The organism is Paenibacillus sp. J5, assembly GCF_054955055.1.
In genome coordinates this window covers 356,559-381,795 of sequence record NZ_JBUEDD010000001.1, presented here as the reverse complement: position 1 = coordinate 381,795, position 25,237 = coordinate 356,559, and the positions used below count along the sequence as shown (strand labels likewise).

Genomic DNA, 25,237 nt, shown 5'->3' with positions numbered 1-25,237 from the left:
AACAGAATTTTGTTAACTTACGCCCTTTAAGAAAATATCTATGGCTTTTTTGTTATAGTTATTCCCTTTTACTTCAACATCATCACTATAATGTTTATAGTCATTACTTATAAATAACAAGGACATAAGAAAATATCCTAACAATTTTGGATCTTCATCTGGATTAATTTGTTTTGCCGCCTGACACTCTTTGATAATATTAACAAAAAAATCAAGATAGAACTTGTCTATTTCCTTGATTTTTTCAGTGATCTCGTCTGATTTAAATGCACTACTGTAGAACTCTGCGGTTGATTTATGATAATAAAGGTTTCCTCTAGACTTGGCTATATAATCTGCAAGAACATATAAAATATAATCGGAATCAGCCTGTGTATTTTCAACTTCCTGTTTCCAATCTTCTAGCCATTGATTAGCATCCTCTTCAAGGATGAAAATAAAGAGATGTTCTTTATTTTTAAAGTGATGATATAAATTACCCTTACTAGATTCCGAAGCTTCAATAATTTGGTTCATTGAAGTTTCAGAAAACCCCTTGGTGTGAAATAGATTCCTGGCCGCTGTTATGATTTTTTTCTTCTGTTCGCTCATCGTAATACTCCTTATGTTTATTAACAATTGTTATAGTAGTATAGTGCGAAGTTATTATCAAAAGTTCATTTAGAGTTGTAGTTTATCTTTCATTGTAAACTAGTTCTTTTGGAATGAACACCATGCAGCTGCATGTTTATGTAGCTCAAGAGATATTAACATCATAGAAGACAATCCATCCGGCCCTCGGTCCGGCATGGGCATTTCGGAGAAGAGGAGTCAGAGGACAACCCTGTACTGGCTAAGTCCGTTTGGACCCGGGGTGGCGTCCTTAGTTCAGTCCGATTGGCTCGACCGAATCCGTATCTAATATAGTAATGGAACAACCCGTATCGAGACCATTCATTAAATTAATTTTCATTGAAGACCTTTGATCCCAGTGAATGGTTGTTCAATAACTTCAATAGACTCATTCCCAGTATAGAAGACGTAAAGTTCACGAGAAGGATTTGAGAAGTGTAATTTTTTTTATGTGGCCCAAGCCTCTTTGGGATTGATATAATAGATATGACAGACATTTCATCTATTGTTTTTTTATTACTAATGGAATGAGTAAATAAGGCTTCTACAAGTACCCAACAATTAGGGAATTGATCTCGAATACTAGTCCACTTCATGAATACACACCTCCGATAAGAACGTGTAAACTAATTGTACAACCAAAGGAAAAAACAAGCAATGTGGGGATCTCGAAGAGGGACGAACCAACGTATAACGCCATGTTCAAGCATCGTCGCTGTCGCTCCTCGGTCTGGTCAAAGTTGTAGGCAGGGGAGCGGAATCCGCCAGACACACCCGGCGTTCGCCGAGTGTCGCGAACACATTCTTCAAGGCAAGTGTTCGTATGATGCGGGCCTAAGAAGTTGTTATAGAAGAACCACACGGATCATACCTCTCCCAAGAAGATATTTTTGATTACTCTGCTCCAGAATGGACGAGAGGGACAGTTAGTTTTGATACGTATAAAGGAAAACTTACACTCTCTCCATTTTCATGTATAAAGGTAGGGAGATAGAATGGCAAATCTAGTTATGCTCAGTGATTTAGCTATCGGTCGAAAAAGGCTTATTGATGATGAATTATTGAAATTGTTAAAGAGCAAAAATTTAAATCCAGCAATTGGATATATCCCATCATGTTCAGATCCGAATAGAATTTACTTTAAATCCACAGTTGAATATTACAAGGCAATGGGGATAAACAATGTTAGCTATTTTGATCTCGATATGGAATATGATGAGAGTACAGACCAAAATTTCGTAGGCATAACAGATTTGAGTTCGCTAGGGTTGGTCAATTTTGAATTTCTGCCTCACTGGGATGGTTCAACTGATGGAACAGAGTTATTAAGAAAGTACTCGAAAATGAAAGATACAATCATTTATGCTTGTAGAGATAATGACGGAATAATAGTTAATAATGATAAGGTAAAATTGATGGGTCAGATTGAAATCATACATGAATAGCTTGATTTAAGTGTAGATTCTAAGAGGGCAGGAATATCGTCTAACCGAACAAGTGGGATCAAGCGACCTGCACTGCCTGTCCGCGTAGCGGCCGCTAGCACTCCCTTAAGGCAACGCCCCTTGCTTGGTCTGCCGGAGGAATTTACGAGAAAGCTGGATCAGGTAGACAACCCTGCTCCGACTAATCCCGCCGCGGCCGTTCCCGTTGCAAACCGTTAAGGAAAGGAGTATTTATGAACCGTAAAACTCTACGAAGATCGATATTACTAGTAGTGTTGTTATTATTGGTAATTTATTTGTTTAATAACTCCGGATATTCTATTATTGAAAATAATGCCATTAGAAACTCATATCCTTTCGAAGATGGTCAAGTGCTAAATGAGAAGGATTATGAAAATAAGAAAGTAGTTATATGGAAGACTAACAATGGAAACTATGTGAAACTAATTGAACGTAAGTGGGGCTTCCTTTTTCACGTATCTAATGTGGCTGTCTTACAACCTATGTCACCATTAATAGGGAATGAAGGAGACATTAAACGGGCATGGTCGGCGAGCTTAAATTCAAAAAAGATGTACGAAACTATATTCGCAGTAGAATCAGATCATCCCGATATTAAGAGAGTAATTGTAAGTAATGATAATATCGACAACATAATCCCAGATGATTTGGAAGAAATAAAAGAGAACTCAACAGTATATATCGAAATAAAATTAGAAGATGATTTCGCAACAGCTTACAGAGAACTAAATACAAAGGATGCTGGGGGATTTATATTTAGAGGAGTAAACGAAAAGGGAGAAATAATAGTATTAGGAAGATAAGGGCTTATCATTAAAAATCATTAACTTTTAAGGAGAAACTATGAAGAATTCAAACTTATTAATTGCCGGTCTGATATTGATAATTTGCTTTTTGATCTATCAAGTGTTTGATTTGAAGCAAGAGATAAGGTCAGTGGAAAATTCGCGACCTCCAGTAGTAGTACCTAATGGCTTTAGCATTTATGGACAAGTCAGTGGAACTAGCAATGAAGATGGTTTCTGGGTATATAAGGATGATGAAAAAATCGTTTATTTTTTTAATTACGATCCAGAAACTAAAGAAATCACAAAGATTCAAACAAGTATTTATGATCAGTAAAAAGTCTAATGATAACGTGAAGGTCCATACGGACACACCCGGCGCTCGCCGGGTGTCGTGAACACAACACGTTATACGCAAGTTCGTTAAAGCCTAAAAAACAATTAAATTCTCAAAATCAATTTTCAAACCAAAAGATGAAAGAATGTCAACACCTAGGATTGCATTTTGACCGGAACTCCACAAGGTCTTCAGTTGAATTGATAATTCGTAATACTGCAAGGAATTAATATATTTTTTTCGAGGAAGCATGGTCAGGCAGACAACCCAGCACCGACTAACCGCGCTGCGGCCGTTCCCGTTGGTCACTTAAGCCTCACGGGCTCATGAACACAAAACGTTATCTGAAATAATATGCTGGTAAGATTTAGAGTGGAGGATACGAAATGAAGTTTGATGTCATTCAGGTCAATCAAAAGCACAGAGAAGTATTAGATAATCTTATGCAATTTTATATTTATGATTTTTCCGAATTCCTTAAATTTGATGTGGAAGAAGATGGGAAGTATAGCCCCTATCCTTTAGAAGATTATTTTAAAGAAGAAAACCACCAATTTGCTTATGTGATAAAACAAGAAGAAAAATATATAGGATTTGCTTTAGTTCATTTAATAGAGTTTCTTGAGCTTCAACACTATTCAATTGCAGAATTTTTCATATTAAAGAAGTATAGACGAGAAGGGATTGGAAAGGCTGTAGCGGCTGATATATTTAATCGACATAAAGGACCATGGGAAGTGCATCAGATTGAGAGTAATCAAGCAGCTCAGGTATTTTGGAAGAAAGCGATTAATGAATATACAAAAGGCCAATTTGAAGAGCGGATTGAGAACGGGAAAAGAATACAAACATTTGTCAGCTAATTCAAGAAGGCATGTTACATCCGATAACATAATATTCACGCTGCGGACATTCGTCCTTGGTTCGGCATTTTCCGGTCACCCGACATACGCTGGGCTCGTGAAAAGAACACGTTATAAGAAATCACGGAAAACTAAAGTTTATTTTACAAAGAAGGGTGAAGTCAAAATGCATATTGAATTTGATGGTTTTCTTATTTCTGATAACAAATCTTTATTAAATTATGAAACCATATGTGGCTTCTTATCAAGAAGTTATTGGGCTAGTACGAGACCTAAAGAAAAGATTATAAGATCATTTCAATCATCAGAATGTGTTGGTGTATATTATGACAATAGACAAGTCGGCGTGGCGAGGTTAGTTACCGACCATGAGACGGTTTATTGGTTATGTGATGTCTATGTAGATGAAGATTATCGTGGTAGAGGTATAGGAAAAAAATTAATCGAAAGTATAACGACGTCTGATAAGTATAAGAACCTATTTGGTATTCTCGGAACGAAGGATGCTCATGGGTTATACGAAGAATATCAATTTGTTAAAGACAATGTGAGATTTATGGGGAGAATGCCCGATTTTTCAAGAAATAAACCATAAATCAGATCGTGAAAGGATCTCAATGAAGTCGTCGACATCTTAAAACATAAAATTCAAGCAGCGGCTCCTCGGAGCCTTGGTCTGCGGGATGGATTTCGAAATTAGACTTAAAAAGGGCGTGTAAAAAAATGAGTTATTACATTAAACAATTAAGAAAATTATTAGGTACTCATCCTATTATTATGGCAGGGGCCTGTGTGATCCTTATGGATGGAGACGGTCGATTATTATTACAACAAAGAACAGATAATGGTATGTGGGGATTACCGGGAGGTTCAATGGAGCCTGGGGAAGAAATGAAAGAAGTTGCTAAACGGGAACTTTTTGAAGAGGTAGGTTTAGAAGCTCAAGAATTAGAGCTACTAGATATATTTTCAGGACCAGAACTGTATTATCAGTATCCACATGGGGATGAAGTATATAACGTAGTAGCAGCTTATATATGTAAAGAATACCGAGGAACAATTAGAGGGGACGGAGATGAAGTACAGGATATTCAATTTTTCGAGTTAGATAAGATCCCAAGTCAAATAAGTCCTCCAGACCTACCAATAATAACAAGATTTATAAATGAAATAAGAGCCTAAAAATATTTTGTAGTAAATCTAGGATGTCCCCGACATCACTTAACACAATGTTCGCGCTGCGGGCCATACGGCCCTTGGATCGCCAGAAGGTAAAAAGCGAGGAAGTGGATTCAGGCGATGGCTCCAACAGCATAGAACCGCATTAACGCTTCGTCGCATCAGCTCCTCGACCTGGCTGACCTTGCAAGGCTAAGTGGCGAGGCCACCCGGCAAGAACCAATCGCTGCGCTGGATTGATTGGCAGCTTAAGCCCCTTGGGCTCGTAAACACAACACGTTATGTGCAATGAGGCTATAAGATAAAGTGTTATATAAAAGGAGAATGGAATGATACAAATATTAGAAGAGCCAACAGGAGTTACATATAAACAACTAATATCTTTGGCATTTACCCTATGTGATGAGTTCATTTTAGTCAAAAGAGATCAAATTGAATTGGATGAAAAAGGCCAAACATTCATTGAAGAACTCCATATAAAAGAGATTAGAAAGCAAGAAGAATGGCCAGGAACGCGATTGTTTGGGCATTACGCAGATGTTTATTATTTTGATTGTAAAGGGGAACTACTAGAAATATTGTTAACTAAAGTAGATCGATTATATGAATGGATGCAACCTGGCTTATTAGAAGATTTGTGTTTTTATAAGAATGGAGAAGAATGGTTGGTGACAATAGCACACGAGAATGAAGGATTTATAAAGACGACGGAACGCCAGGAGATATTAAAAATCAGAGAAATAGCAGGCATTGTGATTTATTAGTTTGGTGGGTGTATATTCAGCTATCACGTGTTTGATTTGAAGCAAGAGATAAGGTCAGTGGAATTCCAAATATCGAACAATTGTTCTTCACCTTAGTGGTAGATGATGGTACAATAGGAAAGACAATTGAATCTTGGGTGGGCATGGTTTCCCTTCGAAAGGAGGTGAGGCCGTGGAAGTAAAGGATGCATTGACGATCATGTTTTTATTTGGATCGTTTATCCTTGCCCTTTTAACATACATCAATTCTAACAACAAGAGAAAGTAAAAACCCACCCTAAGGTTAGAGCCAGAGGTGGGTTTTTGATCCTGTTCAACTCAGAAGGGATAACCCATCCAAGCCAATTGTTGAGCCGAGTGTTAGCCGCACTCGGCTTCTTTATAAAGTATGATAACACAATTGGAAAAAGAAGTGAACAGGAAGCTACTAAAGAATATTAAAGACTGCAAACGGATTATGAGTGGCATTCACGCGGCTGTCGCCCTAGTAAGGGGGCGTGAACGCAAGAACGTTATAAGGAATTGGCGTAAAGATATAAATGAGGTGCAGCAATGATTAATATTTAGAGGAAAAGTAGTGGAAGGAACCTTTAAACCCAACTCAGAAATATCGGAGATTATGTATTGTTCAATGGATAAATGGCCAGAAGGACTACCAATAGAACAAAGGAAATTAATTAAAGAAAGTTATTGAAAGCTCCAGCAAATCAAAGGAGATGCCAAAATCTTATAACATCATGTTAAGCATCGTCTCTGGCGTTCCACTGTCTGGTAAAGTTGTAGGCAGGGGAAATCCCCGCAGATCGAAAAGACTGTATAAAGAAAGTGAGACCAATATGAAACTACGTATTCGTGAGATAACTGAAAGTGACTCCGTTATTATTTCAAATGCTTTCAAAGAACAAGGGTGGGAAAAGCCGGAAGCACTGTACGAAAGATATATTACCGAACAAAACAATGGGGAACGAGTCACATTGATAGCCGAATTAGATGGTGAATTTGCGGGATATGTAAATGTCATCTGGAATTCGTATTATCCTGCATTTAGGGAGAAGAATATACCGGAAGTGAATGATTTTAATGTCTTGATTAAATACCGTGGACTCGGTATAGGATCTAGATTGATGGACAGAGCCGAAGAAATAATGAGTGAGAGATCGTCGATTGCTGGAATTGGAGTCGGGATATTTTCCGATTATGGTGTAGCCCAAGTATTATATGTAAAGCGTGGCTACATCCCAGATGGTAAAGGAATTCATAATGGACAGGAGTATGTTAAATACGGCGATAAGGTTCTAATTGATGATGATATTGCTCTCTACTTGACAAAGAAATTAAGGGATTAATTTTGAGAGCTATAGCGGAATCAGCCAGACAACTCCTGCGAGGCAAAGTCTGACGACCTGCATGACGATCGCTTCACAAGACCGCCGCGGCAGATTATGCCTCTCGGATTCGTGAATCCTAATAAACAAAAATTAAAAATACGGAAGTGATGATGTTGAGGACAATGATTTCCAAAAATATAGATACCCAAGATAACGATTATATAAGAAACAAAATGATAGAGTTTAATCGTAGACACTTCCCAGAAGAATTAAAAGATCGCTACGAGGAATTGAAGCTACATTTAGTTAATGAAGACGGGGATATACTTGGTGGTATTGTCGGGGAGTTTTGTTGGAATTGGTTGGAGATTCAATATTTATTTGTAGAAGAAGAACATCGGAAATCAGGATATGGAAGAATACTTATAAGAGAAGTAGAAAAGATGGCCATTGAAAGAGAATGTGATTTTATTAAACTAGATACACTAAGTTTTCAAGCATTAGGTTTTTACTTAAAAGAAGGATATGAGATATATGGAACAATTGAAAATGCGGGAGGACATACACATTACTATTTGAAGAAAGATATAACGAAGGGGTATAAGTAAGTTGTTCAAAGAGGGCAGATACAGCATATAACACCATGTTCAAGAGTCTTCCTAGCGCTCCTCGGTCTGGTAGAAGTTATAGGAAGGGAATGGATTCCGCCTATTTAATTCCAAATATAAGTACTGGGGTTTACAGATAAGCATCGAACAATTGTTCTTCACGTTATTGGGAGATGATGGTACAATAGGAAGGACAATTGAATCTTGAGTGGGCGTGGTTTCCCTTCGAAAGGAGGTGAAGCCATGGAAGTGAAGGATGCATTGACGATTAAAGTGAAAACCCACCCCAAGGTTAGCGCCCAGGTGGGTTCTGGTTCCTATTCGACTCAGATGGGGCTCGCATCCAAGCTAAATGTTAAGCCGAGTGTTAGCCGCACTCGGCTTATTTAAAAGTATGATACCACAATTGGAAAAAAAGCGAACCAACAAACTCTTAAACCTATGATGAAGGCTACAGAATGCAACGAAGCTGCGAAGCGGCCGTTCCCAATGATCAATTAAGGCAGTGAAAGGCTCGGGAATGCAAGAACTTTATAGGAAAAATCCGCAAAGTATTAAAGATGGGAGTTTTTTTCTATGGAATTTCAACAAATCAATCAAAAATTAGAAGAAACCAGAACCGAGTTACTCGTAATTGTTGCAAGTATGAATGGTTATCAAATAAATAAACAGAAAGACTTTGGAGGTTGGAGTATTAGTCAGGTCTGTCAGCATCTTTATATCACAGAGGAGTTGTATGTCGCAGCAATAAGGAAGGGATTAAAGAGCAAGGAAGATTCATTTATAGCTAAAAAACCCGTAGAACGTCTATTAGACAGAAGTGAAAAGATAGAAGCACCTGAAATTGCTAAACCATCTAATGAAGTAATAGAATGCCAAGTGATTATAGAAAAACTGAACAATTCAAGACAGAAGCTACATGAACTTTTAAGTAAAGTGGAAGATTCTTCAGTGCTAAGTAGAAGATATTATGTACACCCTGTTTTTAAAGAGATGCTACTTATAGAATGGCTCGAATCCCTCTACCTTCATGAACAAAGACATATTCAACAAATTAAAGAAATTTTAGAAGAAAATAAAGGATAGAGCGCGCCGCGGCTGGTTCCGCTGGTATTAGGTGAGGATGCCATGAACTTCATAAGGAAAAGGAGGTTGTGAACATGAATTTAGAAACAAGTAAATTGGACTATGAAATGAAGAATATCTCAGGGTCTACTTTCAAGAAGATGATCGCCCAAGCGTTAGAATTTGATAATGTAGATCTGTCCAAAACTAAAGTGAATAATGCGAATATGAGTGAAATAACATTAAATGATGTAAATGCTTCTGGAAGTAGATTGAGTGATATTAATTTATCTGAAACCTTTATTAAGGATGCAAACATGAGTAACATGAACATTGAGAACATTTATTTATATGGAACAGAATTCAGTAATATCACACTCCCAATGGAAGAAGAAAGGCGCAATTGTCTTGATCAATTAAGGCAGTGAAGGTTCGTAGATACACCAAATGTTATGCCCCATTGCCGATAAATAGTAAAGATAATAGTTAAGGAGATAATTTATGAAAGGTAAGATGCTCTTATTATTTTTTATCATGATAGTGCTTTCATCTTGCCAGAATAGTAGTTCGTCGACTACCTTAAACAGCGAAGCTAAATCCATAATAAATTCTGAGCTGCCTGTTGAAGATCCTTCTAATAAAAGAAAGTTACCCATGAGCATAGGGAACTATGATCTGTCTGGAGAGTTTTATGATGAGATGCTTCTAAATCCTATAGATCATGATTATGAAGTGGAATATAATGAATTTCAAAATTCAAAAGAGATGATTACAACCTTGGGATGGGGAGCGTTGGAAAGTAAATATACAGAGATTTGGGATAACGAGCTGAATCAAATATATAAAGAGCTTCTTTCTAAATTGGATAGAGAACCAAGAGAAGCACTCATTGAATCGCAGAAAGAATGGTTAGAGTATCATTTAAGGGAAATCGAATTTGTAGAGAAGACATTTATTAATGATGGTTACCTTGGAACACAAGGATCGGTAAGCCTAGGCACGGTTATACGGGAGAGAATTAGGGAACGAACAATGCAATTATTTGAATATCGATATTTGCTAGATGGTGAAGTTGAGTTTTTATACCAAATTAAAAAATAAGCCAGTGAAAGCTCGTGAATGCAAGAACGTTATAGGAAATCAGCCAAGAGAAAAAATGGAGGAATATTCAGTGCATATAAACATTGCTTTAAAGTCTGATTATGATTTTATTGTGGATAGAGACAGGCATGTTAATAAGGAATTAGTGAAAAGAAAAATTGAAGATCAAGAAATTTATATTCTTCAAGAAGCGGATGAAAAAATTGGATGGATGAGATTTAATTACTTTTGGGATAATACACCATTTCTGAATATGATATGGATTGATGAAGAATATCGAAACAAAGGGAAGGGGAAAGAAGTTGTTCTATTCTGGGAAGACCAGATGAAACAAAGAGGATTTGAACTTGTAATGACCTCGACATTAGCAAACGAAGATGCTCAACACTTTTATAGAAGACTAGGATACAGAGATTCGGGATGTTTATTATTGGAAAATGAACCGCTGGAAATTATTTTAACAAAGCGTATCTGAAACAATTTATTCACGCTGCGTCGCTAACGCTCCTTGGTTCGGACCCGATGAAGAAGCGCCGGGGGTAATTTCAGCCAATTTTGAGGTGAGAGGCTTGAAGTATTTTTTTGGGTTGTTAACAATTGTAGGAATCATATTGCCTTACATGGAGCTTATTCCTTGGATCGGTGAGAACGGATTTAATCTGACGATGCTAGTGAATGAAGCAAGACAGAATCGAATTAGTACATTTGCTTGGTTGGATGTCATCATTTCAGCAGTTGTTTTGATTGGATTTATTTTGTATGAAGGAAAGAGAATGGGCATAAAGCATATCTGGATACCGATTATTGGAACATTAACAGTTGGTGTTTCATTTGGATTGCCGCTATTTTTATTATTGCGTGAAATTCAAATGGATAAAATGAAAGATAGATAAACTACCTATGATAGACATCAATCAGCGAAAACCATGAAAGGAGGACGCGATGAGCAACATGATACTGGTTGAACCCTCTACCGACTTTAAGCTCCAGTACATAGAAATGATCGAAGAATGGAAGGGAACTGGTGAGAGAATGGTTCCCTTTGTATTAAGATACGATTATGAAGACTTTGATTCTTTTTTGGATAAAATAAAGAACCTACGTGACAATCCGCTGCAAGACGAAAAGACGGTAAATAGTTCAACATTCTGGTTATTGGAAAATGATGAACGGATAGTTGGAGCAGTGAATATTAGACATAGACTAAACAGATATTTGCTAGAGATAGGAGGCCATATTGGATATGGTATAAGACCTTCATCTAGAAGACAAGGATATGCAACTGAAATTTTGAATCAGTCATTAAGACATGCTAGATCATTAGGAATATCAAGAGCATTGGTGACTTGTGATAAGGATAATATCGCATCGGCGAGAACAATCATTAAGAATAACGGTGTATTAGATTCCGAGGCAACTATAAATGGAGTTGAAATACAGAGATATTGGATAGAGATAAGGTAATTGCATTTTGAGTACTCGCCTGGCATTCGCCGGGCGACATGAATTATAAGTTATTAATACGATTGCTTTACAGGAGATAATAAAAATGAATATGAAAGACATCGTTGAAAGGCTTGAGAAGCATAAAATATTACTCGATTCTGGACTATCTCAATACGAAATCGTAAAGATCGAAAACACATTCAATATAGAATTTCCACCAGATCTACGTGAATTCCTTCAAATAGTACTTCCTATAAGTAAAGGATTTGTTAATTGGCGCGATCATTCAGAGAAAAATGTTAACCTTATATTCGAAAGATTAGATTGGCCGTTGGAAGGAATGCTCTTTGATATAGAACATAATTCATTTTGGTATGATGGCTGGGGTGCTAAACCAATTCATGTAATTGAAGCAAAAGAACTATGTAAGTCTAAATATCTTGAAGCTCCGACACTCATACCGATCTACTCACACAGATATGTTCCGGCTTACCCTCTCGAATACGGGAATCCAATTTTCTCCGTGCATCAAACAGACATCATCTATTATGGCGAGAATCTAGAAGAATATTTTAAAGTTGAATTGAACGATAAAGCACATCACGAAATGAACTATGAAAAAATCAAACCTATAAAATTCTGGACTGAATTATTGTAGGATGAATGCATAAATGGAGGGCAAACGTGGAGAATTTATCACCATCGGACAAAGCTGATATATTAAAGTCGATACAGTCTACCATCCATAAATCCGAAAATGCCATCGCTAAAATGACAGATGAAGGCTCCAATACAACATTAATAAAAAAGCGACTTCATGCCCTTTACATTGGTTTAGCACTGCTTGAATACGATTGGAATCAAAAACCCCACCATTATTCCCATGATGACCTCTTACAAGCCAAAAAAACTCTAACCGATTTATTCCCATCCCTTGAGAAAAGTTATGCTCATGCTAAGGTAAACAGTTCTCAAAGAACGCTCTTAGACAGAAGAATCAAAGCACTAAAATGGGCAGTACAAGCGATAAATATATATACCCACTAGCCTTGGGGCGACGTTAATTGAGGAGGGAGTCAAATGAAGGATATAAAAGAAAGCATCGAAATTACTGTGCAACGGGCTTCAAGGGATGAAAGTCAGTATATTTTGGATCTCTGGAAAGGATCGGCAATGTGGCTTAAATCAATAGGAATCAATCAGTGGGAACCGGATCATTTTAATATTGAACAGGTGATTGATTTATTTGATAAGGGTTTTGAGGTCTTTGTAGCAAAATTAAATGACGAATACGTAGGCACGCTGTATATTTGTTGGTCAGATCCAGAACTGTGGCAGGAGCTTGATCATATTGAATCGGGATATATACATCGATTTGCAGTCCATAGAAATTACAAGGGGCTTGGTATAGGTGAACAATTAATCATTTGGGCTGAAGACTTTATAAGGAATAATGGAAAGAAAAAAATAAGATTGGATTGTATGGCGGAGAATATGAGATTGAATCAATACTATAAAGACAATGGATATAGGCACATCCGTTTTTTGGAATGGGATAATGGATGGAAGATTAATTTATATGAGAAGAATGCCTGAGGAAAACATGAATACAATATCCATTGAAGCAGTTTCAAAGCTTATAGGTCTTGAAGAAGAATTAATTAAACCGTTATTTGTGAGTTAATTAAAACATTTAGGCCAAATAATGTACATAGGGAAGATGCTAAAAAACGATGAATATGTTATGACATCTATACCGAGAAAAACGAAATAACACATGACAAGGGAGGAAGACAAAATGTTCTATGATTTGCAAGGTCAACCCAATATGTCACCAGTTGTGGGAATGTTATTTTCTGCCGTGAAGGAGAATAACCAACGTTTAAAGCTCATCACAGAAGGTATAACGCAAGATGAGGTAGACTATAAAGGGCCTGATAACAGCTATAATAACATTGCTCAACTAATCAGACATCTGTTGTATGTAGATCTAAATTGGGTGTATAGGATAAAGGGAGAGCCGCTTCCACATCATGTTAAAGAGCAATATGGTCCTATGATCGATAGAAATAATAGGCTTCCGATGATAATGGGGATGTCTGTTAGTACACTTATGTCAGACTATGAAGATGTAATTAAATTGTTGGAAGATACATGTACGCAATTGACGGATCGTGATCTGGATAAGGTAGTCCATTTTGGACATGAAAATGAAAAACAAGCAACTATAAAATGGGGATTATGGCATATAGCTGATCATAGTCGTTATCATCAGGCACAAATAAATCAACTCAGAAAATGGTATAAAATGTGTCCCAGCTCCTAAGATAGGAAGGAGGATGGCAACACATGCTTAGAAGCTAGACAAAACCAACGATGCATGATCGGAGGCTTCGATATGAAAGAAATTATCTATTCCAATTATTATTGGCAAGACGAAGAAATTCGTCTTCGAGCAATTGAGCCTGAAGACTGGGAGGGATTCTATTATAACCGATTTGATACACCTGCAAGGCGGTTATTGGAATGTGCAGTTGAATTACCACCGACAATGACAGAGGCGAAGAGCTTTGTAGAGAAGTTCTCAGCTTTTTCGACGAACAACGGCAGAATAATGTTTACTATTGAGAGCTTGAATGGTGAGAATGTAGGTGGAATAAATTTAAATAGTATTGATGAAAGAAACGGAGCTTTCAGTATTGGAATCCAGATCGACCGAGATCATCGAGGCAAGGGATATGGTACAAGAGCGGTTAGAATACTATTACGGTATGCTTTTTATGAAAGACGACTAACTAAGTTTAATGATAGTGTACTTGAAGGAAACGAAGCTTCAGCTACGATGATGAGGAAGCTCGGATGTATTCAAGAAGGAGTGCGCCGTCAAGTCATATACACAGATGGAAAATATCATGATCTGATTCTATTCGGATTAACGAAGGATGAATTTATCAAGAATGAAAAAGATAATAAGAGGGGCAGAGTGTGATATTTGACGCTTAACCGCCGCGGCGCGGCGATCAACCGTTGCCGCCAGACCATCAAAAGGGGAGACACCCATGATACTTTATCAGAGCAAGGAGCTATGCCTAAGAACTCTCGAAGAACAAGACGCCCATCTACTTGTGAAGTGGCTTTCAGATCCTGAGGTCCTCCAGTACTATGAAGGACGCGACCGAGTACATGACGAGGAATTGGTTCAGCAGAGCTTCTACGAGCAGGGGGATGAAGTGACACCCTGCATTATTCAATATCATTTGAAGGATATTGGTTATTTGCAATTTTATGTGATTGATGAAGAAGAGCTTGAGCAGTATGGCTACGTCGACATTCAAGGAAAGATATACGGAATGGATCAATTCATTGGTGAACCATCATATTGGAATCGCGGAATCGGAACTCAACTCATAGAGGAAACCGTGAGGTATCTGATCGAGCACAAGGAAGCCAGGAAGATTGTTATGGACCCACAAGCATGGAATACAAGAGCTCTTAAGGTATATGAACGGTGTGGGTTTAGGAAGAAGAAGTATCTGGAGAAGCATGAGTATCATGAAGGACAATATAGGGACTGCTGGCTGATTGAATATGAAGAATAAGGTGTAAGCCTCGTCGCCGACGCTCTTTGTTCGGGTAGAAGCTGCAGTTAAAGCAGCGAACTTAGCCAGACACACCCGGTATATGAAATAAGAGGGGGAACAAGCTGATGCGAAGAAAAAATGGTGTGTACCTACTATGTGTGGTATGCCTGCTTTCTATGATGTTGTTCGGATGTAGCAGAACGGAGGGATCGACTGAATTAGCAGACCTTAGTCCTGAAGGGTTCTCCAGTGCGGATCTTGATGTAATCTACAATGGTGTAACCCTGAATGATAAAACTCCGATGGAGGATCTAACCTCCAAATTACACCTACCCATTGGCGAAACAAATAAGAGTATTCGCATTAGGGCAACCGGCGAGGTTAATGGGATGACCTTTAAATGGTATCAGGTCTCCTACCCCAATAAGGAAAATGAAAAGTTGAGATTCGACTACCTGTATAATGAAACCCTTGAATCAGGGCGTATTGTTTCAATCAACCTGATTCAAGTGCCAACTGCACGAGGCATTTCGGTGGGGGACACCCTTGAAGATATTCAAGCTGCTTACGGTAAAGAGGTTGTCGAAGAGCCTCAAACTCAAACCATTAGTAATCTAAGTTTTAAGGTAGATCATGATGAACTTCGTTTCACTGTAGTGAAAGACACTGGGGAAATATCAGCCATTTATATTGATTTGGATACGAACCAAGCCATGAAAGAATCAGATATTCCTAATTTGGAGGATTGTGCCTGTTAATGGAGAACTAAAAGATGGAAAGTAACTAAATTAAATCCATAATTTGGTACAATAAAGGGAGTAACAGATGCAGAGCAAACGATGCAGAGTAGTGAGGTGGAAGACGCATGACGCTAAGATTACAGAGTGCAGGCAGAGAGGATCTTCACATATTGGCCGAAATGAATAAGCAGCTCATCGAGGATGAGAACAGTTCGAACCCCATGGGAATACAGGAACTAGAGGAGCGTATGCGTGAGTTCTTCGAGAACAATTGGGGAATGGACCTGATAATGAAGGAAGATACGATCATTGGCTATGCTTTATATCAATATCAAGAGGATTCATTCCATAGAGGAGAAAAACAAGTCTACCTCAGACAGTATTTTATAAGACGAGAATATCGAAATATGGGGTACGGAATCGCAGGAATAGATCTGTTGCGAAAGACGCGATTTGAGGACGTAAGGAGAATTGAACTCGATGTATTAGAAAAGAACCCCGAAGGAAAACGATTCTGGGAAAGGGCAGGATTTAGAGCCTACTATACCAACATGAGACTGGAGAATTCGTAGAATTGAGCGAAAGAACAAGGAGAGCCTCATGGAAACTAAACACTTTCATCAACTTAACCGGTATGTTCATCAGATTCGGCAACAAATAAAAGCAACTGCGGCAGCGACTTATGTTATACAACATGATCTTGTCGTCAACGAATGGTACTCGGGAAGACATGATCATACTGCTTCTTCTAGAATGGTTGATGCGCATTCCCAATTCAATGTTGGTTCCGTCAGGAAGACGTATTTGGCTATGGCCATAAGTATGCTCATTGAAGAGGGGAAAATACGTAGCATAGATGACGAGGTCGGTCTCTACTTAAATGAGTTGTATGCTACGGCAAGTGGAATTACGATACGTCATTGTCTCACCCATACACATGGTCTTGATATTCAAGAGGGGCAATATTCGAGAGCCTTTAGACCCGGTGAAGATTGGGCATACAATAACGCGGGAATTACGATCTTAATTGAACTCGTCGCACGCCTGACCGGGCAATCACTGGCAAGCTACATCATAGATAACGTGATTCAACCTTTAGGATTTACTGAGACGGGGTGGCAGACGCGATACAACGAGCTACTAATCTATAACCACTATCATGAGGATCATAACTGGGTTGGACCCAATGACAGTTCAGCAGGCGACCAGAGCAATCTGTTCATTAGTGCTCGCGAATTGGCCGCATGGGGGAATTTGCATCTCCATAAAGGGAAAATAAATGGCGAACAAGTTTATCCGAAATCTGTATTCGACAGAATGACTAGCCTGCAAACCCCAAAAACGTTACATCCAGCATTACCGAGACAAGGCTTTATCTGGTGGTTACAGAGCCATTCACCCTTGAACCAGATCGGTGATCAAGTACCTCATGATTCCTTTCAGGTATTGGGCATCACCGGCTGTGCGTGTCTTGTGATTCCACAATATAAGGCTGTGGCCGTTCGTATGTACAATCAATTACACAATCCTCAAGGATATGACTATCTGGAGGATATAAGACAGTTTGGGAATGAAGTCCATAGTGCCTTGCAAGCCAGCGCCGAGCCGCGGCCACTCCCGTAGTTCACTTCATCTAAACTGCTGCTAACAATATAAATCAGGGAGAGATCATATGGATCATATTAAACTAATGGATGTGCAAACAAACCATCCTGATTTAAGTATCCTAACAGAAAGACTTGATAAGTATTTATATGAACTCTACCCTCCAGAAGAAGTGTTCCAGGTTGATTATGAAGACCCCAGTAAAGATAAGATTGAAATTGTTATTGCTTATCTCCAAGGCAAACCCGTTGGATGTGGAGCGATCAAGGAAATCGACGACAGGGCAGTTGAATTAAAGCGTTTTTTTGTTTTGGAGGATTACCGGAATCAGGGAATTGCCGGTCTCATCTAAAAACTATGGAAAGTAAAGCAAGAAGTAAAAACTATAAAGTGATGAGATTGGAAACCGGAGATCAACAAGTAGAAGCCATCGGATTTTACAGTAAATACGAGTTTTATGAAATTGATCGATTTGGTGAATATGCTGATTGCCCCTCTAGTGTATGTATGGAAAAAACATTGTGAGCTACTGCTCGTCTAACCACGATGCGGCTTTCCCTATGGTCACTTTATATTTCGTTGTTGGGAGGTATCCATGAAAGCCGGCGTATCGCTTTTTCAGAAGCTTATTGTGGGTCTGCTGATTATGCTCTCCCTGATTGTGCTGGTGTTCTGGCTCATCTATCGACTTAATGTTCAGGTTATACAAGACGAGTTGAAGAAGAACAAAATTGCGGAGGTGGAATTTATGACCTCTCAATTAAGCAATCAATTTGAGCAGATTCTGATGAATACCATTGTGTTGTCCGAGGATCAATCGGTTCGAGCCTATCCCAATATGCTTAACTACGGAGACGAATACAGCAGATACGAGACGAAGCTGAACATTATCGACAAGCTTGCGCTGAACAGCGCATCAACCCCATGGAACAATACGTTTATACTCTATTTCCCTGAGCAGAGCGAAACGGTATCCTCCGACCCATCTTTTTCATTCAGCGAATTCAGACTGCCCGATCAGCCCTTGCATGTATGGACCGTCAAGTCGGATCGGAAAACGGGAGAGTATTTCTATTCCTATCTGGTCAAAAGCCATAAAAGCCCGTTATATATCGAGGTGCAGATTCAGCTCAGCCAGATTAGAAAGGTAATGAGCCAGTACACCTCCGGCACGCCCTTGCTGTACGACTATCGCAATCATATGCTGATCCAGAACGATTCCGCTCCATTAATGAAAGAAACCGCTCAGGTGATTGTCCCGCTCCTGCAGGGGGACAATGGATTCCTGTCAGTGGACAATAACGGCACACCCTATCTGCTCAATTATATGAAGCTGAACATGATGGACTTTTATTTCATGGACTACCATCCCATGCGGCAATTAATCGAACCGATTTCGCGAAACAACAATTATTTTATGATTGCGATCGTCGTATTGCTGCTGCTTTCTCTGATCAGTATTTTTTTGCTGCACCGTCAGGTACAGCTACCGATCCACAAGCTGCGCAAGGCGATCGAAAAATTCGACCAGGGAGACTTCTCCAGCAGGCTGACTGATGTGAATGCTTATGACTTCCGACTGCTAGGCCGCTCGTTTAACCGAATGGCCGAAAACACGCAGGTGTTGATTGAACAGGTGCTTCATGGAGAGCTTCAGGTCAAGGAGGCTCGTCTTATGCAATACCAGGCCCAGATTAATCCGCATTTTCTCTATAATTGCTTGAACTTTATTCACAGCAAAGCCAGCGTCAATGATACGGGAGCTGTTAGATCCATGACCCTTCATCTGGGCGCCTATTGCCGCTATATTCACAAGATCGAGCAATTGGATGCTACGCTGGAGGAAGAATTAACCTCTGTAGAGCATTATTTATCCATTATGCAGCTCAGGAAAACAACAATATCCTTTCACATCGATGTTCCGAAGCAACTGAGAGCATGCCGATTGCCGCGCATGATTCTGCAGCCACTCGTTGAGAACTGTATCATCCATGGCCTCGAGCTCTCCGAGCACTCCGGCCTCATTACGATAGAAGCCCTTGATGTGGGAAGCGAATTCATACTGTCGGTACGTGATAATGGCGCTGGTATGGAGCGTGATCGCTTGCAGGCTGTAGTACACTATATGGATGAGAGGCTGTGTTCAGAGCGGTCAATCGGCATCGGATTGCGCAATGTGAATCAGAGAATCAAGCTTTATTACGGAAAGGAGCAGGGGCTGCTGATCGAATCCAAGCCTGGGCAGGGCACGACCATTTCCATAAGGATGAGGAAGGAGGGGCATCATGTTTCATCTCCTGCTGGTTGATGACGAAACCTATGTTGTAGACGATCTGGAGGTCGCCTTCCCTTGGGGGAGCTGCGGGATCAGCAAGGTATTCAAGGCGTATTCCGCCAACGAGGCTCTTCGGATCATCCACACCGAACGGATCGACATCGTCATCACGGATATATCCATGCCGAGGATGAACGGATTGGAGCTTATCCAGTCCATCCGTAGCGCACAGCTCAAGATCAAATGTCTTCTGTTAACGGGTTATGCGGAATTCGATTACGCCAAGGAAGCCATTCATCAAGGCGTCGTGGAGTACCTGGTGAAGCCCCTGGATCACGCGAAGCTCCACGCCTGCCTGCAATCTACTGTGCAGTCCATCATAGATGAGATGGAGCAGGCTGCCTCCTATGATCATGCCATGCGAGCCTTCAAGGAGCATCTGCCCCATCTGAAGGACAAGCTGCTGAATGAGTTGCTTCAAGGGTACCGCTATTCGGATGAGGAGCTTCAATACAAGCTGAGGAGCTATCAGTTGGATGTTGAACTTGGCGATGAATTATTTATGCTCATTATTAGACTCGAGGAGCGTTTTTCCCGCCTTGGTTATAGTGATATGAACCTGTTTCAATATGCGGTAGCCAATATTGTGACCGAGATGCTGACCGAGTTCTTTACACTATGGCACTGCAGCGATGCGAACCATCATCTGGTGTTTCTTCTGAAGCCAAGGGGAACGCATGCCGGGCCCGAGCTGACCCACGCCGCCAGATGGCTATCAGGACTCGTCGAGCGGATCCATCGCAACGTGCATGACTATTTGAAGGGCGGGATCTCGATCGTGTCCACCTACCCGGGACGGTTTCCGGCGGATATTAGTGACATGTACGACCAGGCGATTCTGGCGCTTCGGAGGCAGGCCGGCAAGGAGCATGGTCATCTGCTCCAGCTTACAGAACGCCCGGAATCGGTAAACATACGTCCATTAAGCATGCTCTATGCTCCTCCCACGTTCATGCATTTGCTTGAAACCTCCCAATGGGATGAATTTCTTAACCGCCTGTCGATGCTGAGGACGGTCTTCAACGAGCTGCCCGAACAAACCGAGGAGCATCTGGAGGAGGTGAAGAGCGTTCTTCTGTCTTCCTTTCATTATGTCGCCCACAAGAACCATGTCATGCTGTCGGAGTGGAGCAGTCAGCAAGCTATCCAGCCCTCCGATCTTCGCTCGTTTGCCCAGATTCAGGAATGGGCGGAATCGTTGATCGCTCTTATTCGGAACAAGCTGGAGAAGGATGTGGCTCTGCATCAGGAGGGTCTGATTCAGGTTATCAAAGGCTATATAGATAGCAATCTGGCGATGGTGAGCCTGCAATCCATAGCGGATCATGTATCCTTCCACCCGGTCTATGTATCCAAGCTGTTCCGCAAGCTGTGCGGCTCCAGCATCAGCGACTACCTGTTGAAGCTCAAGATGGAGCATGCCTTGTCCTATCTGCGCGACACCCAGGACAAGGTGTATGCCATATCGGAGAAGCTTGGATACTCCAATTCGCAATATTTCATTAAAGTGTTCAAGGAATATTACGGGATGACGCCCCAGGAATACCGGGAAAAGCGCCAATAGACGCAGGACGGACGCATCCAAGCCGACAAGGGGGCGTTCAAGTCCAATAAGTGCACGCCAACCACTCCTCCATATCCGCTGTCAGACGGAAATGGAGGAGCGGCTGCTTTGCTGCCTATTGATGGATCGACGCGTACCATTCGTTGACTTCGTTGTGAACTTGCTGGCCGCCAGAGGACAGGTATCTCTCCACAAAGGAATCAAATTCGTCAATCGAAGCTCTGTTATAAATAATTTTGGTCAGCACCTCCTTCTCCAGCTTGTCGAGCATATCTCCCTTGGACAATTGGGTTTTGGTCGGGCTGCCTGTGAACTTGTTCATCATGATCGAATCCTTCTGATCAATGACGATTTTTGCCGCCTGGATCTGCTCCGGGATCGATCGAAGCATAGCCTTCTCATACGGCGTAACCGCTTCTTCTCCGTTAGCGATTTTGGCTAATGTGTTAATACGCAATTGTGGAATGATCGCGCCATCAAAGGTCAGTGTGTAGCGGATGGTGTCCACCCAACCGCCTTCGATCTTGTCGCTGTCCTGCTCTCCATACAGCTCTCCGTTTGGACCAATGGCATAATCATAGCCCTCCGCAAATCCCTTGGTGAATGGCCCTTCGCCAGATGGGTTCGCCCAATGGTCGAACAGGTAGTTTTGATACACAAAGAATGCATCCTTGTTTTTCATATTCTTGTTGATCAGCACAGCCCCTGAATTCACCGAGGTTCCTCTGCGGCCAACCTTGCCGTCTTGTCCCGCCGGAAGCGGATATGCCTTGTATTCGGCTCCAGGCAGATTGGCCTTCATATCCTGAAGCGGCCAGCCCGTCATCCAGTAAGGGCCGACGATAATCCCCGCCTTCCCTGCGGTGAATGCCTCAGAGGCCTTCACCTCGTCATACAGTCCTGCTTCCTGAGAGATGTAACCCTTCTTCATCCAATCCTGCAGCTTCGCCAGAGCGGGCTTCATCTCCGGCTGAATGGAGCCGTAGACAAGCTTTCCGTCCGCGTCTTCATTCCATTGATTCGGCATCGCCCCAAACATACCGAAGATCCAGCCTGCATCCGACATCCAGGTGGCCAGATTGTTTTTGAAGCCGATAGATAGAGCTAGCGTATCCTTTTGCCCATTTTGATCAGGGTCGCCGTTGGTGAAGGCTTCCATTACGGCTTCCAGTTCATCTATGGTTGTGGGAGCTTCCATACCCACGTTTCTCAGCCAGTCTTCACGGATATACATGACACCGTCGTTATTATAGGCATTGTCAAGCACAGGAATCGCCATTCTTTTGCCATCACGGATGTAGGGATTCCAGACATCGGGGTCCTGGCTCATCGCCTCCTTATACGTATCGGAGGCATATTGATCGAACAGCTCGCCCGCATCGGCGAATTGACCGGATTCAATAAGGTCGCTAATCAAGGTCTGATCCCCACGGAATGCGATAATATCAGGCATCTCCTGCTTGGAGGTCAGCATAAGGCGCAGCTTGGTTTGGTAGGCATTGTTCTGGTCGCTGACCGTCCACAAATACTTGATGTCGATGCCAAGGGTATCCTTGGCCCATCGGGTATGCACATTGTTCTCGATGTTCTCACCATTTTTAAACTTCAGATTGCTGCCAATTGGAAACACTGTCGTGATGCTGACAGGCTCCACATATTTGCCATTTTCGAATTTGGCGGAATAAAATTCAGTCGAAGTCTCGGCACGGCCTCCGTCACTACTGGCGCTGTTGCTGCAGCCGGCGAGCAAGCTGGTAAGCATGGCCCCGGCCAGCAAAGCTGCTGCTGTCTTCTTCATTGTCCATATCATTGCGTCTCCCCCAATTGTACATGAAATTTTTGGGCTAATCTCTCAGACATACACCTCCTTTAGGCCAGCCCTGCTATCAAAGGGTTATTCCTTAACAGCTCCAAGCACGATGCCTTTGACGAAGAAACGCTGCAGGAAAGGGTACACGAGCAGAATCGGAGCCATCCCGATAAAGATCTGCGCTGCCTTCACCGTTCGTTGAGAGATATTGACCAGATCCTCGGGACGGACAGTAACCTTGCTGAAATCCTGCTGCACGATAATCGTTTGCAGGAAGGTGGCCAGCGGATAATTTTTATGGTCGGTCATGAAGATCAGACCATCGAACCATGAATTCCAATGCCCTACCATTGCAAATAGCGACAGGGTAGCCAGAGCCGGAAGCGATACCGGCAAATAAATATGAAACAGCGTTCGCAGGTGACCGGCTCCGTCTATAAAGGCCGCTTCCTCCAGCTCCTTCGGCACGCCGCGGAAGAAGTTCAGCAGCAATATCATGTTCCATACGGAAACGGCTCCGGGAAGGATGAGCACCCAGATCGTATTCATCATATTCAGCTCTTGAATGAGCATATAGAATGGGATCAAGCCGCCATGGAACAGCATCGTAAACACGAAAAACCAGGTATACACATTCCTTCTTTTGAATTGGCGATTTTCCTTGGATAGCGGGTAGGCTGCAAGCAACACAATCAGCATGCTCAAGGCGGTGCCCATTATCGTTCGTTGCACGGCGACCCATAACGCGCGTAGAAAGTTTTCGTTAGCCAGTGTTTTGTCATAGGCGTCGAAGGTGAACTGTACGGGCCATAAGCCAACCAGGTTCGCATTGGCGGGCGCCTTGCCGCTGAATGACACCGCAAGGATATGAACGAGCGGAATCACGCACAGCATAGAAAGCGCTAGCAAAAAAGTGTAGTTGAAGCAGGAGAATAGCTTGTACGGCTTGGATTTGTAATACATGGCTGCATGTCTTCCCTTCTAAAATATCCGGTAGTTGGCAAGCTTGTAGGCGAGCCGGTAAGCGGCGACAATAAGCACAAATCCGACCATGGATTTGAACAGGCCCACTGCTGTTGAGAACCCGAACTTTCCGTCCACGATGCCGACCCGGTATACAAAGGTGTCAATAATGTCGCCTTTATCCATGACCAGCGCATTGTACAGGTTGAAGATCTGGTCAAACCCTGCGTTAAGCACATTGCCTAGCGAGAGAGTGCCAACCACGATCGTAATCGGAATCATCGCCGGAATCGTAATAGCCAGCGTCTGCTGCCACCTGCTCGCGCCGTCCACCTCAGCCGCCTCATAGAGCGACGGATTAATGCCGGAGAGGGCCGCCAGGAACACGATAGCGCCAAAGCCGAACTCCTTCCAGACATCGCTTACGACCACCACCAATCGGAACCAGTTGCCATCTCCAAGGAAAAAGATAGGATCGATGCCAAACACAGCGCCCAGCGCTTGATTGACTAGCCCATCGCTGGACAGCATGTCCAGCAGGATCCCCCCGAGGATCACCCAGGAGAGGAAATGCGGCAAATAGACCATCGTTTGTACGGATCTTTTGAACGGTGACAACCGGACTTCATTTAAGAGCAGGGCAAAGGTAAATGGAGCCACCAGACCTGCAATCATTTTCATAGCGGCAATAATGAGCGTGTTCCAGATGACCTGCACATACTCCGGTGTAGAGAATAAATACTGGAAATGCTCCAGGCCGACCCACTCCGATCTGGCAAAGCCGAGCCAGGGCTTAAAGTCCTGAAAGGCGATGACAAGCCCCCCCATCGGGATGTAGGCAAATATCAGGGTCAGAATGACAGCAGGCAGCAGCATGGCATCAAGAACCAGCATGCGCTTCCAATTGCCGCGGTGTGCGGGAGGAGCTTCCTTCTTCACCAGATCCGTCACCGCATGTGAGGTTTGACTTGTATGCATCCTTCTGCTTCCTTTCTTCATTATGGCTTCCACTTCGCTGCAGCTACTCCATGGAGGTTGATATGCCTTAATTATAAAAGCGGCCCGTCGAAGGTTATATAATAAAT

The 25,237-nt window shown here is 41.7% G+C and carries 33 protein-coding genes and 1 pseudogene; 30 read left to right on the top strand and 4 right to left on the bottom strand.

The window, feature by feature from the left end; genetic code table 11:
- Positions 1-12 precede the first annotated feature (12 nt).
- Positions 13-591 carry a TetR/AcrR family transcriptional regulator gene (locus tag ACY1JZ_RS01440; RefSeq protein WP_462627750.1) on the bottom strand — a complete coding sequence of 193 codons (579 nt, stop codon included), beginning with the start codon at positions 589-591 and terminating at the stop codon, positions 13-15.
- Between the two features lie 1,016 nt (positions 592-1,607).
- Between ACY1JZ_RS01440 and ACY1JZ_RS01435 the strand changes: the two genes are divergently transcribed.
- The 30 genes and pseudogenes from ACY1JZ_RS01435 (at position 1,608) to ACY1JZ_RS01290 (ending at position 21,379) form a co-directional block, all read left to right on the top strand.
- Positions 1,608-2,057 carry a hypothetical protein gene (locus tag ACY1JZ_RS01435; RefSeq protein ID WP_462627749.1) on the top strand — a complete coding sequence of 150 codons (450 nt, stop codon included), beginning with the start codon at positions 1,608-1,610 and terminating at the stop codon, positions 2,055-2,057.
- A 233-nt stretch (positions 2,058-2,290) separates the two neighbouring features.
- A complete protein-coding gene (locus tag ACY1JZ_RS01430; protein WP_462627748.1) occupies positions 2,291-2,881 on the top strand; it encodes a hypothetical protein in 591 nt (196 codons plus the stop codon).
- Positions 2,882-2,921: 40 nt separating this feature from the next.
- The gene (locus tag ACY1JZ_RS01425; protein WP_462627747.1) at positions 2,922-3,200 is read left to right on the top strand and encodes a hypothetical protein; all 279 of its coding nucleotides are present in this window, start codon (positions 2,922-2,924) and stop codon (positions 3,198-3,200) included.
- 386 nt (positions 3,201-3,586) lie between these two features.
- Positions 3,587-4,063: a GNAT family N-acetyltransferase gene (locus ACY1JZ_RS01420; RefSeq protein WP_462627746.1), complete on the top strand. Its 477-nt coding sequence runs from the start codon at positions 3,587-3,589 to the stop codon at positions 4,061-4,063.
- A 166-nt stretch (positions 4,064-4,229) separates the two neighbouring features.
- Positions 4,230-4,658, top strand: coding sequence for a GNAT family N-acetyltransferase (locus ACY1JZ_RS01415; RefSeq protein WP_270168630.1), 429 nt, complete (start codon positions 4,230-4,232; stop codon positions 4,656-4,658).
- Between the two features lie 128 nt (positions 4,659-4,786).
- Complete coding sequence (locus tag ACY1JZ_RS01410) at positions 4,787-5,245, top strand: NUDIX hydrolase (protein ID WP_462627745.1); 459 nt, start codon at positions 4,787-4,789, stop codon at positions 5,243-5,245.
- A 326-nt stretch (positions 5,246-5,571) separates the two neighbouring features.
- On the top strand, positions 5,572-6,006 hold the full coding sequence (locus ACY1JZ_RS01405; protein ID WP_462627744.1) for a hypothetical protein: 435 nt from the start codon (positions 5,572-5,574) through the stop codon (positions 6,004-6,006).
- A 172-nt stretch (positions 6,007-6,178) separates the two neighbouring features.
- Positions 6,179-6,274 carry a competence inhibitor ComI gene (gene comI, locus ACY1JZ_RS01400; RefSeq protein ID WP_219930283.1) on the top strand — a complete coding sequence of 32 codons (96 nt, stop codon included), beginning with the start codon at positions 6,179-6,181 and terminating at the stop codon, positions 6,272-6,274.
- Between the two features lie 568 nt (positions 6,275-6,842).
- Positions 6,843-7,352, top strand: coding sequence for a GNAT family N-acetyltransferase (locus tag ACY1JZ_RS01395; protein ID WP_462627743.1), 510 nt, complete (start codon positions 6,843-6,845; stop codon positions 7,350-7,352).
- A gap of 155 nt (positions 7,353-7,507) precedes the next feature.
- Positions 7,508-7,942, top strand: coding sequence for a GNAT family N-acetyltransferase (locus ACY1JZ_RS01390; protein ID WP_462627742.1), 435 nt, complete (start codon positions 7,508-7,510; stop codon positions 7,940-7,942).
- Between the two features lie 243 nt (positions 7,943-8,185).
- Positions 8,186-8,332: a hypothetical protein gene (locus ACY1JZ_RS01385; protein ID WP_462627741.1), complete on the top strand. Its 147-nt coding sequence runs from the start codon at positions 8,186-8,188 to the stop codon at positions 8,330-8,332.
- A 186-nt stretch (positions 8,333-8,518) separates the two neighbouring features.
- On the top strand, positions 8,519-9,028 hold the full coding sequence (locus ACY1JZ_RS01380; RefSeq protein WP_270168638.1) for a DinB family protein: 510 nt from the start codon (positions 8,519-8,521) through the stop codon (positions 9,026-9,028).
- Between the two features lie 74 nt (positions 9,029-9,102).
- Positions 9,103-9,435, top strand: a complete 333-nt coding sequence (locus ACY1JZ_RS01375) for a pentapeptide repeat-containing protein (protein WP_462627740.1) — start codon at positions 9,103-9,105, stop codon at positions 9,433-9,435.
- A gap of 73 nt (positions 9,436-9,508) precedes the next feature.
- On the top strand, positions 9,509-10,108 hold the full coding sequence (locus tag ACY1JZ_RS01370; RefSeq protein WP_462627739.1) for a lysozyme inhibitor LprI family protein: 600 nt from the start codon (positions 9,509-9,511) through the stop codon (positions 10,106-10,108).
- A 70-nt stretch (positions 10,109-10,178) separates the two neighbouring features.
- Positions 10,179-10,583 carry a GNAT family N-acetyltransferase gene (locus ACY1JZ_RS01365; protein WP_462627738.1) on the top strand — a complete coding sequence of 135 codons (405 nt, stop codon included), beginning with the start codon at positions 10,179-10,181 and terminating at the stop codon, positions 10,581-10,583.
- Between the two features lie 94 nt (positions 10,584-10,677).
- Positions 10,678-11,001, top strand: coding sequence for a DUF2834 domain-containing protein (locus ACY1JZ_RS01360; protein ID WP_462627737.1), 324 nt, complete (start codon positions 10,678-10,680; stop codon positions 10,999-11,001).
- Positions 11,002-11,050: 49 nt separating this feature from the next.
- A complete protein-coding gene (locus ACY1JZ_RS01355) occupies positions 11,051-11,572 on the top strand; it encodes a GNAT family N-acetyltransferase (protein ID WP_462627736.1) in 522 nt (173 codons plus the stop codon).
- A gap of 85 nt (positions 11,573-11,657) precedes the next feature.
- Entirely contained in the window at positions 11,658-12,212 is a 555-nt protein-coding gene (locus ACY1JZ_RS01350; RefSeq protein ID WP_462627735.1) for an SMI1/KNR4 family protein, read from the top strand.
- Positions 12,213-12,238: 26 nt separating this feature from the next.
- Positions 12,239-12,601 (top strand): hypothetical protein, encoded by a 363-nt coding sequence (locus ACY1JZ_RS01345; RefSeq protein ID WP_462627734.1) that lies wholly within the window; start codon positions 12,239-12,241, stop codon positions 12,599-12,601.
- Positions 12,602-12,634: 33 nt separating this feature from the next.
- On the top strand, positions 12,635-13,150 hold the full coding sequence (locus tag ACY1JZ_RS01340) for a GNAT family N-acetyltransferase (RefSeq protein ID WP_462627733.1): 516 nt from the start codon (positions 12,635-12,637) through the stop codon (positions 13,148-13,150).
- A 103-nt stretch (positions 13,151-13,253) separates the two neighbouring features.
- A pseudogene (locus tag ACY1JZ_RS01335) lies at positions 13,254-13,328 on the top strand (hypothetical protein); the annotation flags it as partial.
- A 24-nt stretch (positions 13,329-13,352) separates the two neighbouring features.
- Positions 13,353-13,880 (top strand): DinB family protein, encoded by a 528-nt coding sequence (locus ACY1JZ_RS01330; RefSeq protein WP_462627732.1) that lies wholly within the window; start codon positions 13,353-13,355, stop codon positions 13,878-13,880.
- A gap of 72 nt (positions 13,881-13,952) precedes the next feature.
- A complete protein-coding gene (locus tag ACY1JZ_RS01325) occupies positions 13,953-14,543 on the top strand; it encodes a GNAT family N-acetyltransferase (protein WP_462627731.1) in 591 nt (196 codons plus the stop codon).
- 70 nt (positions 14,544-14,613) lie between these two features.
- Positions 14,614-15,153 (top strand): GNAT family N-acetyltransferase, encoded by a 540-nt coding sequence (locus ACY1JZ_RS01320; protein WP_462627730.1) that lies wholly within the window; start codon positions 14,614-14,616, stop codon positions 15,151-15,153.
- A 107-nt stretch (positions 15,154-15,260) separates the two neighbouring features.
- Complete coding sequence (locus ACY1JZ_RS01315) at positions 15,261-15,893, top strand: hypothetical protein (protein ID WP_462627729.1); 633 nt, start codon at positions 15,261-15,263, stop codon at positions 15,891-15,893.
- A 107-nt stretch (positions 15,894-16,000) separates the two neighbouring features.
- A complete protein-coding gene (locus ACY1JZ_RS01310; RefSeq protein ID WP_462627728.1) occupies positions 16,001-16,447 on the top strand; it encodes a GNAT family N-acetyltransferase in 447 nt (148 codons plus the stop codon).
- A 28-nt stretch (positions 16,448-16,475) separates the two neighbouring features.
- Positions 16,476-17,498, top strand: a complete 1,023-nt coding sequence (locus tag ACY1JZ_RS01305; RefSeq protein WP_462627727.1) for a serine hydrolase domain-containing protein — start codon at positions 16,476-16,478, stop codon at positions 17,496-17,498.
- Between the two features lie 49 nt (positions 17,499-17,547).
- Positions 17,548-17,832, top strand: a complete 285-nt coding sequence (locus tag ACY1JZ_RS01300) for a GNAT family N-acetyltransferase (RefSeq protein WP_462627726.1) — start codon at positions 17,548-17,550, stop codon at positions 17,830-17,832.
- Between the two features lie 243 nt (positions 17,833-18,075).
- Entirely contained in the window at positions 18,076-19,788 is a 1,713-nt protein-coding gene (locus ACY1JZ_RS01295; protein WP_462627725.1) for a sensor histidine kinase, read from the top strand.
- Positions 19,766-21,379, top strand: a complete 1,614-nt coding sequence (locus ACY1JZ_RS01290) for a response regulator (protein WP_462627724.1) — start codon at positions 19,766-19,768, stop codon at positions 21,377-21,379. The genes ACY1JZ_RS01295 and ACY1JZ_RS01290 overlap by 23 nt, the downstream gene beginning before the upstream one ends.
- A 115-nt stretch (positions 21,380-21,494) precedes the next feature.
- Here the strand turns inward: ACY1JZ_RS01290 and ACY1JZ_RS01285 are convergent, their stop codons facing one another.
- The 3 genes from ACY1JZ_RS01285 to ACY1JZ_RS01275 all read right to left on the bottom strand — a co-directional run bounded on the left by ACY1JZ_RS01285 (position 21,495) and on the right by ACY1JZ_RS01275 (position 25,130).
- Positions 21,495-23,189, bottom strand: a complete 1,695-nt coding sequence (locus ACY1JZ_RS01285; RefSeq protein WP_462627723.1) for an extracellular solute-binding protein — start codon at positions 23,187-23,189, stop codon at positions 21,495-21,497.
- Between the two features lie 84 nt (positions 23,190-23,273).
- On the bottom strand, positions 23,274-24,152 hold the full coding sequence (locus ACY1JZ_RS01280) for a carbohydrate ABC transporter permease (protein WP_462627722.1): 879 nt from the start codon (positions 24,150-24,152) through the stop codon (positions 23,274-23,276).
- Positions 24,153-24,170: 18 nt separating this feature from the next.
- Positions 24,171-25,130: an ABC transporter permease gene (locus ACY1JZ_RS01275; RefSeq protein ID WP_462627721.1), complete on the bottom strand. Its 960-nt coding sequence runs from the start codon at positions 25,128-25,130 to the stop codon at positions 24,171-24,173.
- Positions 25,131-25,237 lie beyond the last annotated feature (107 nt).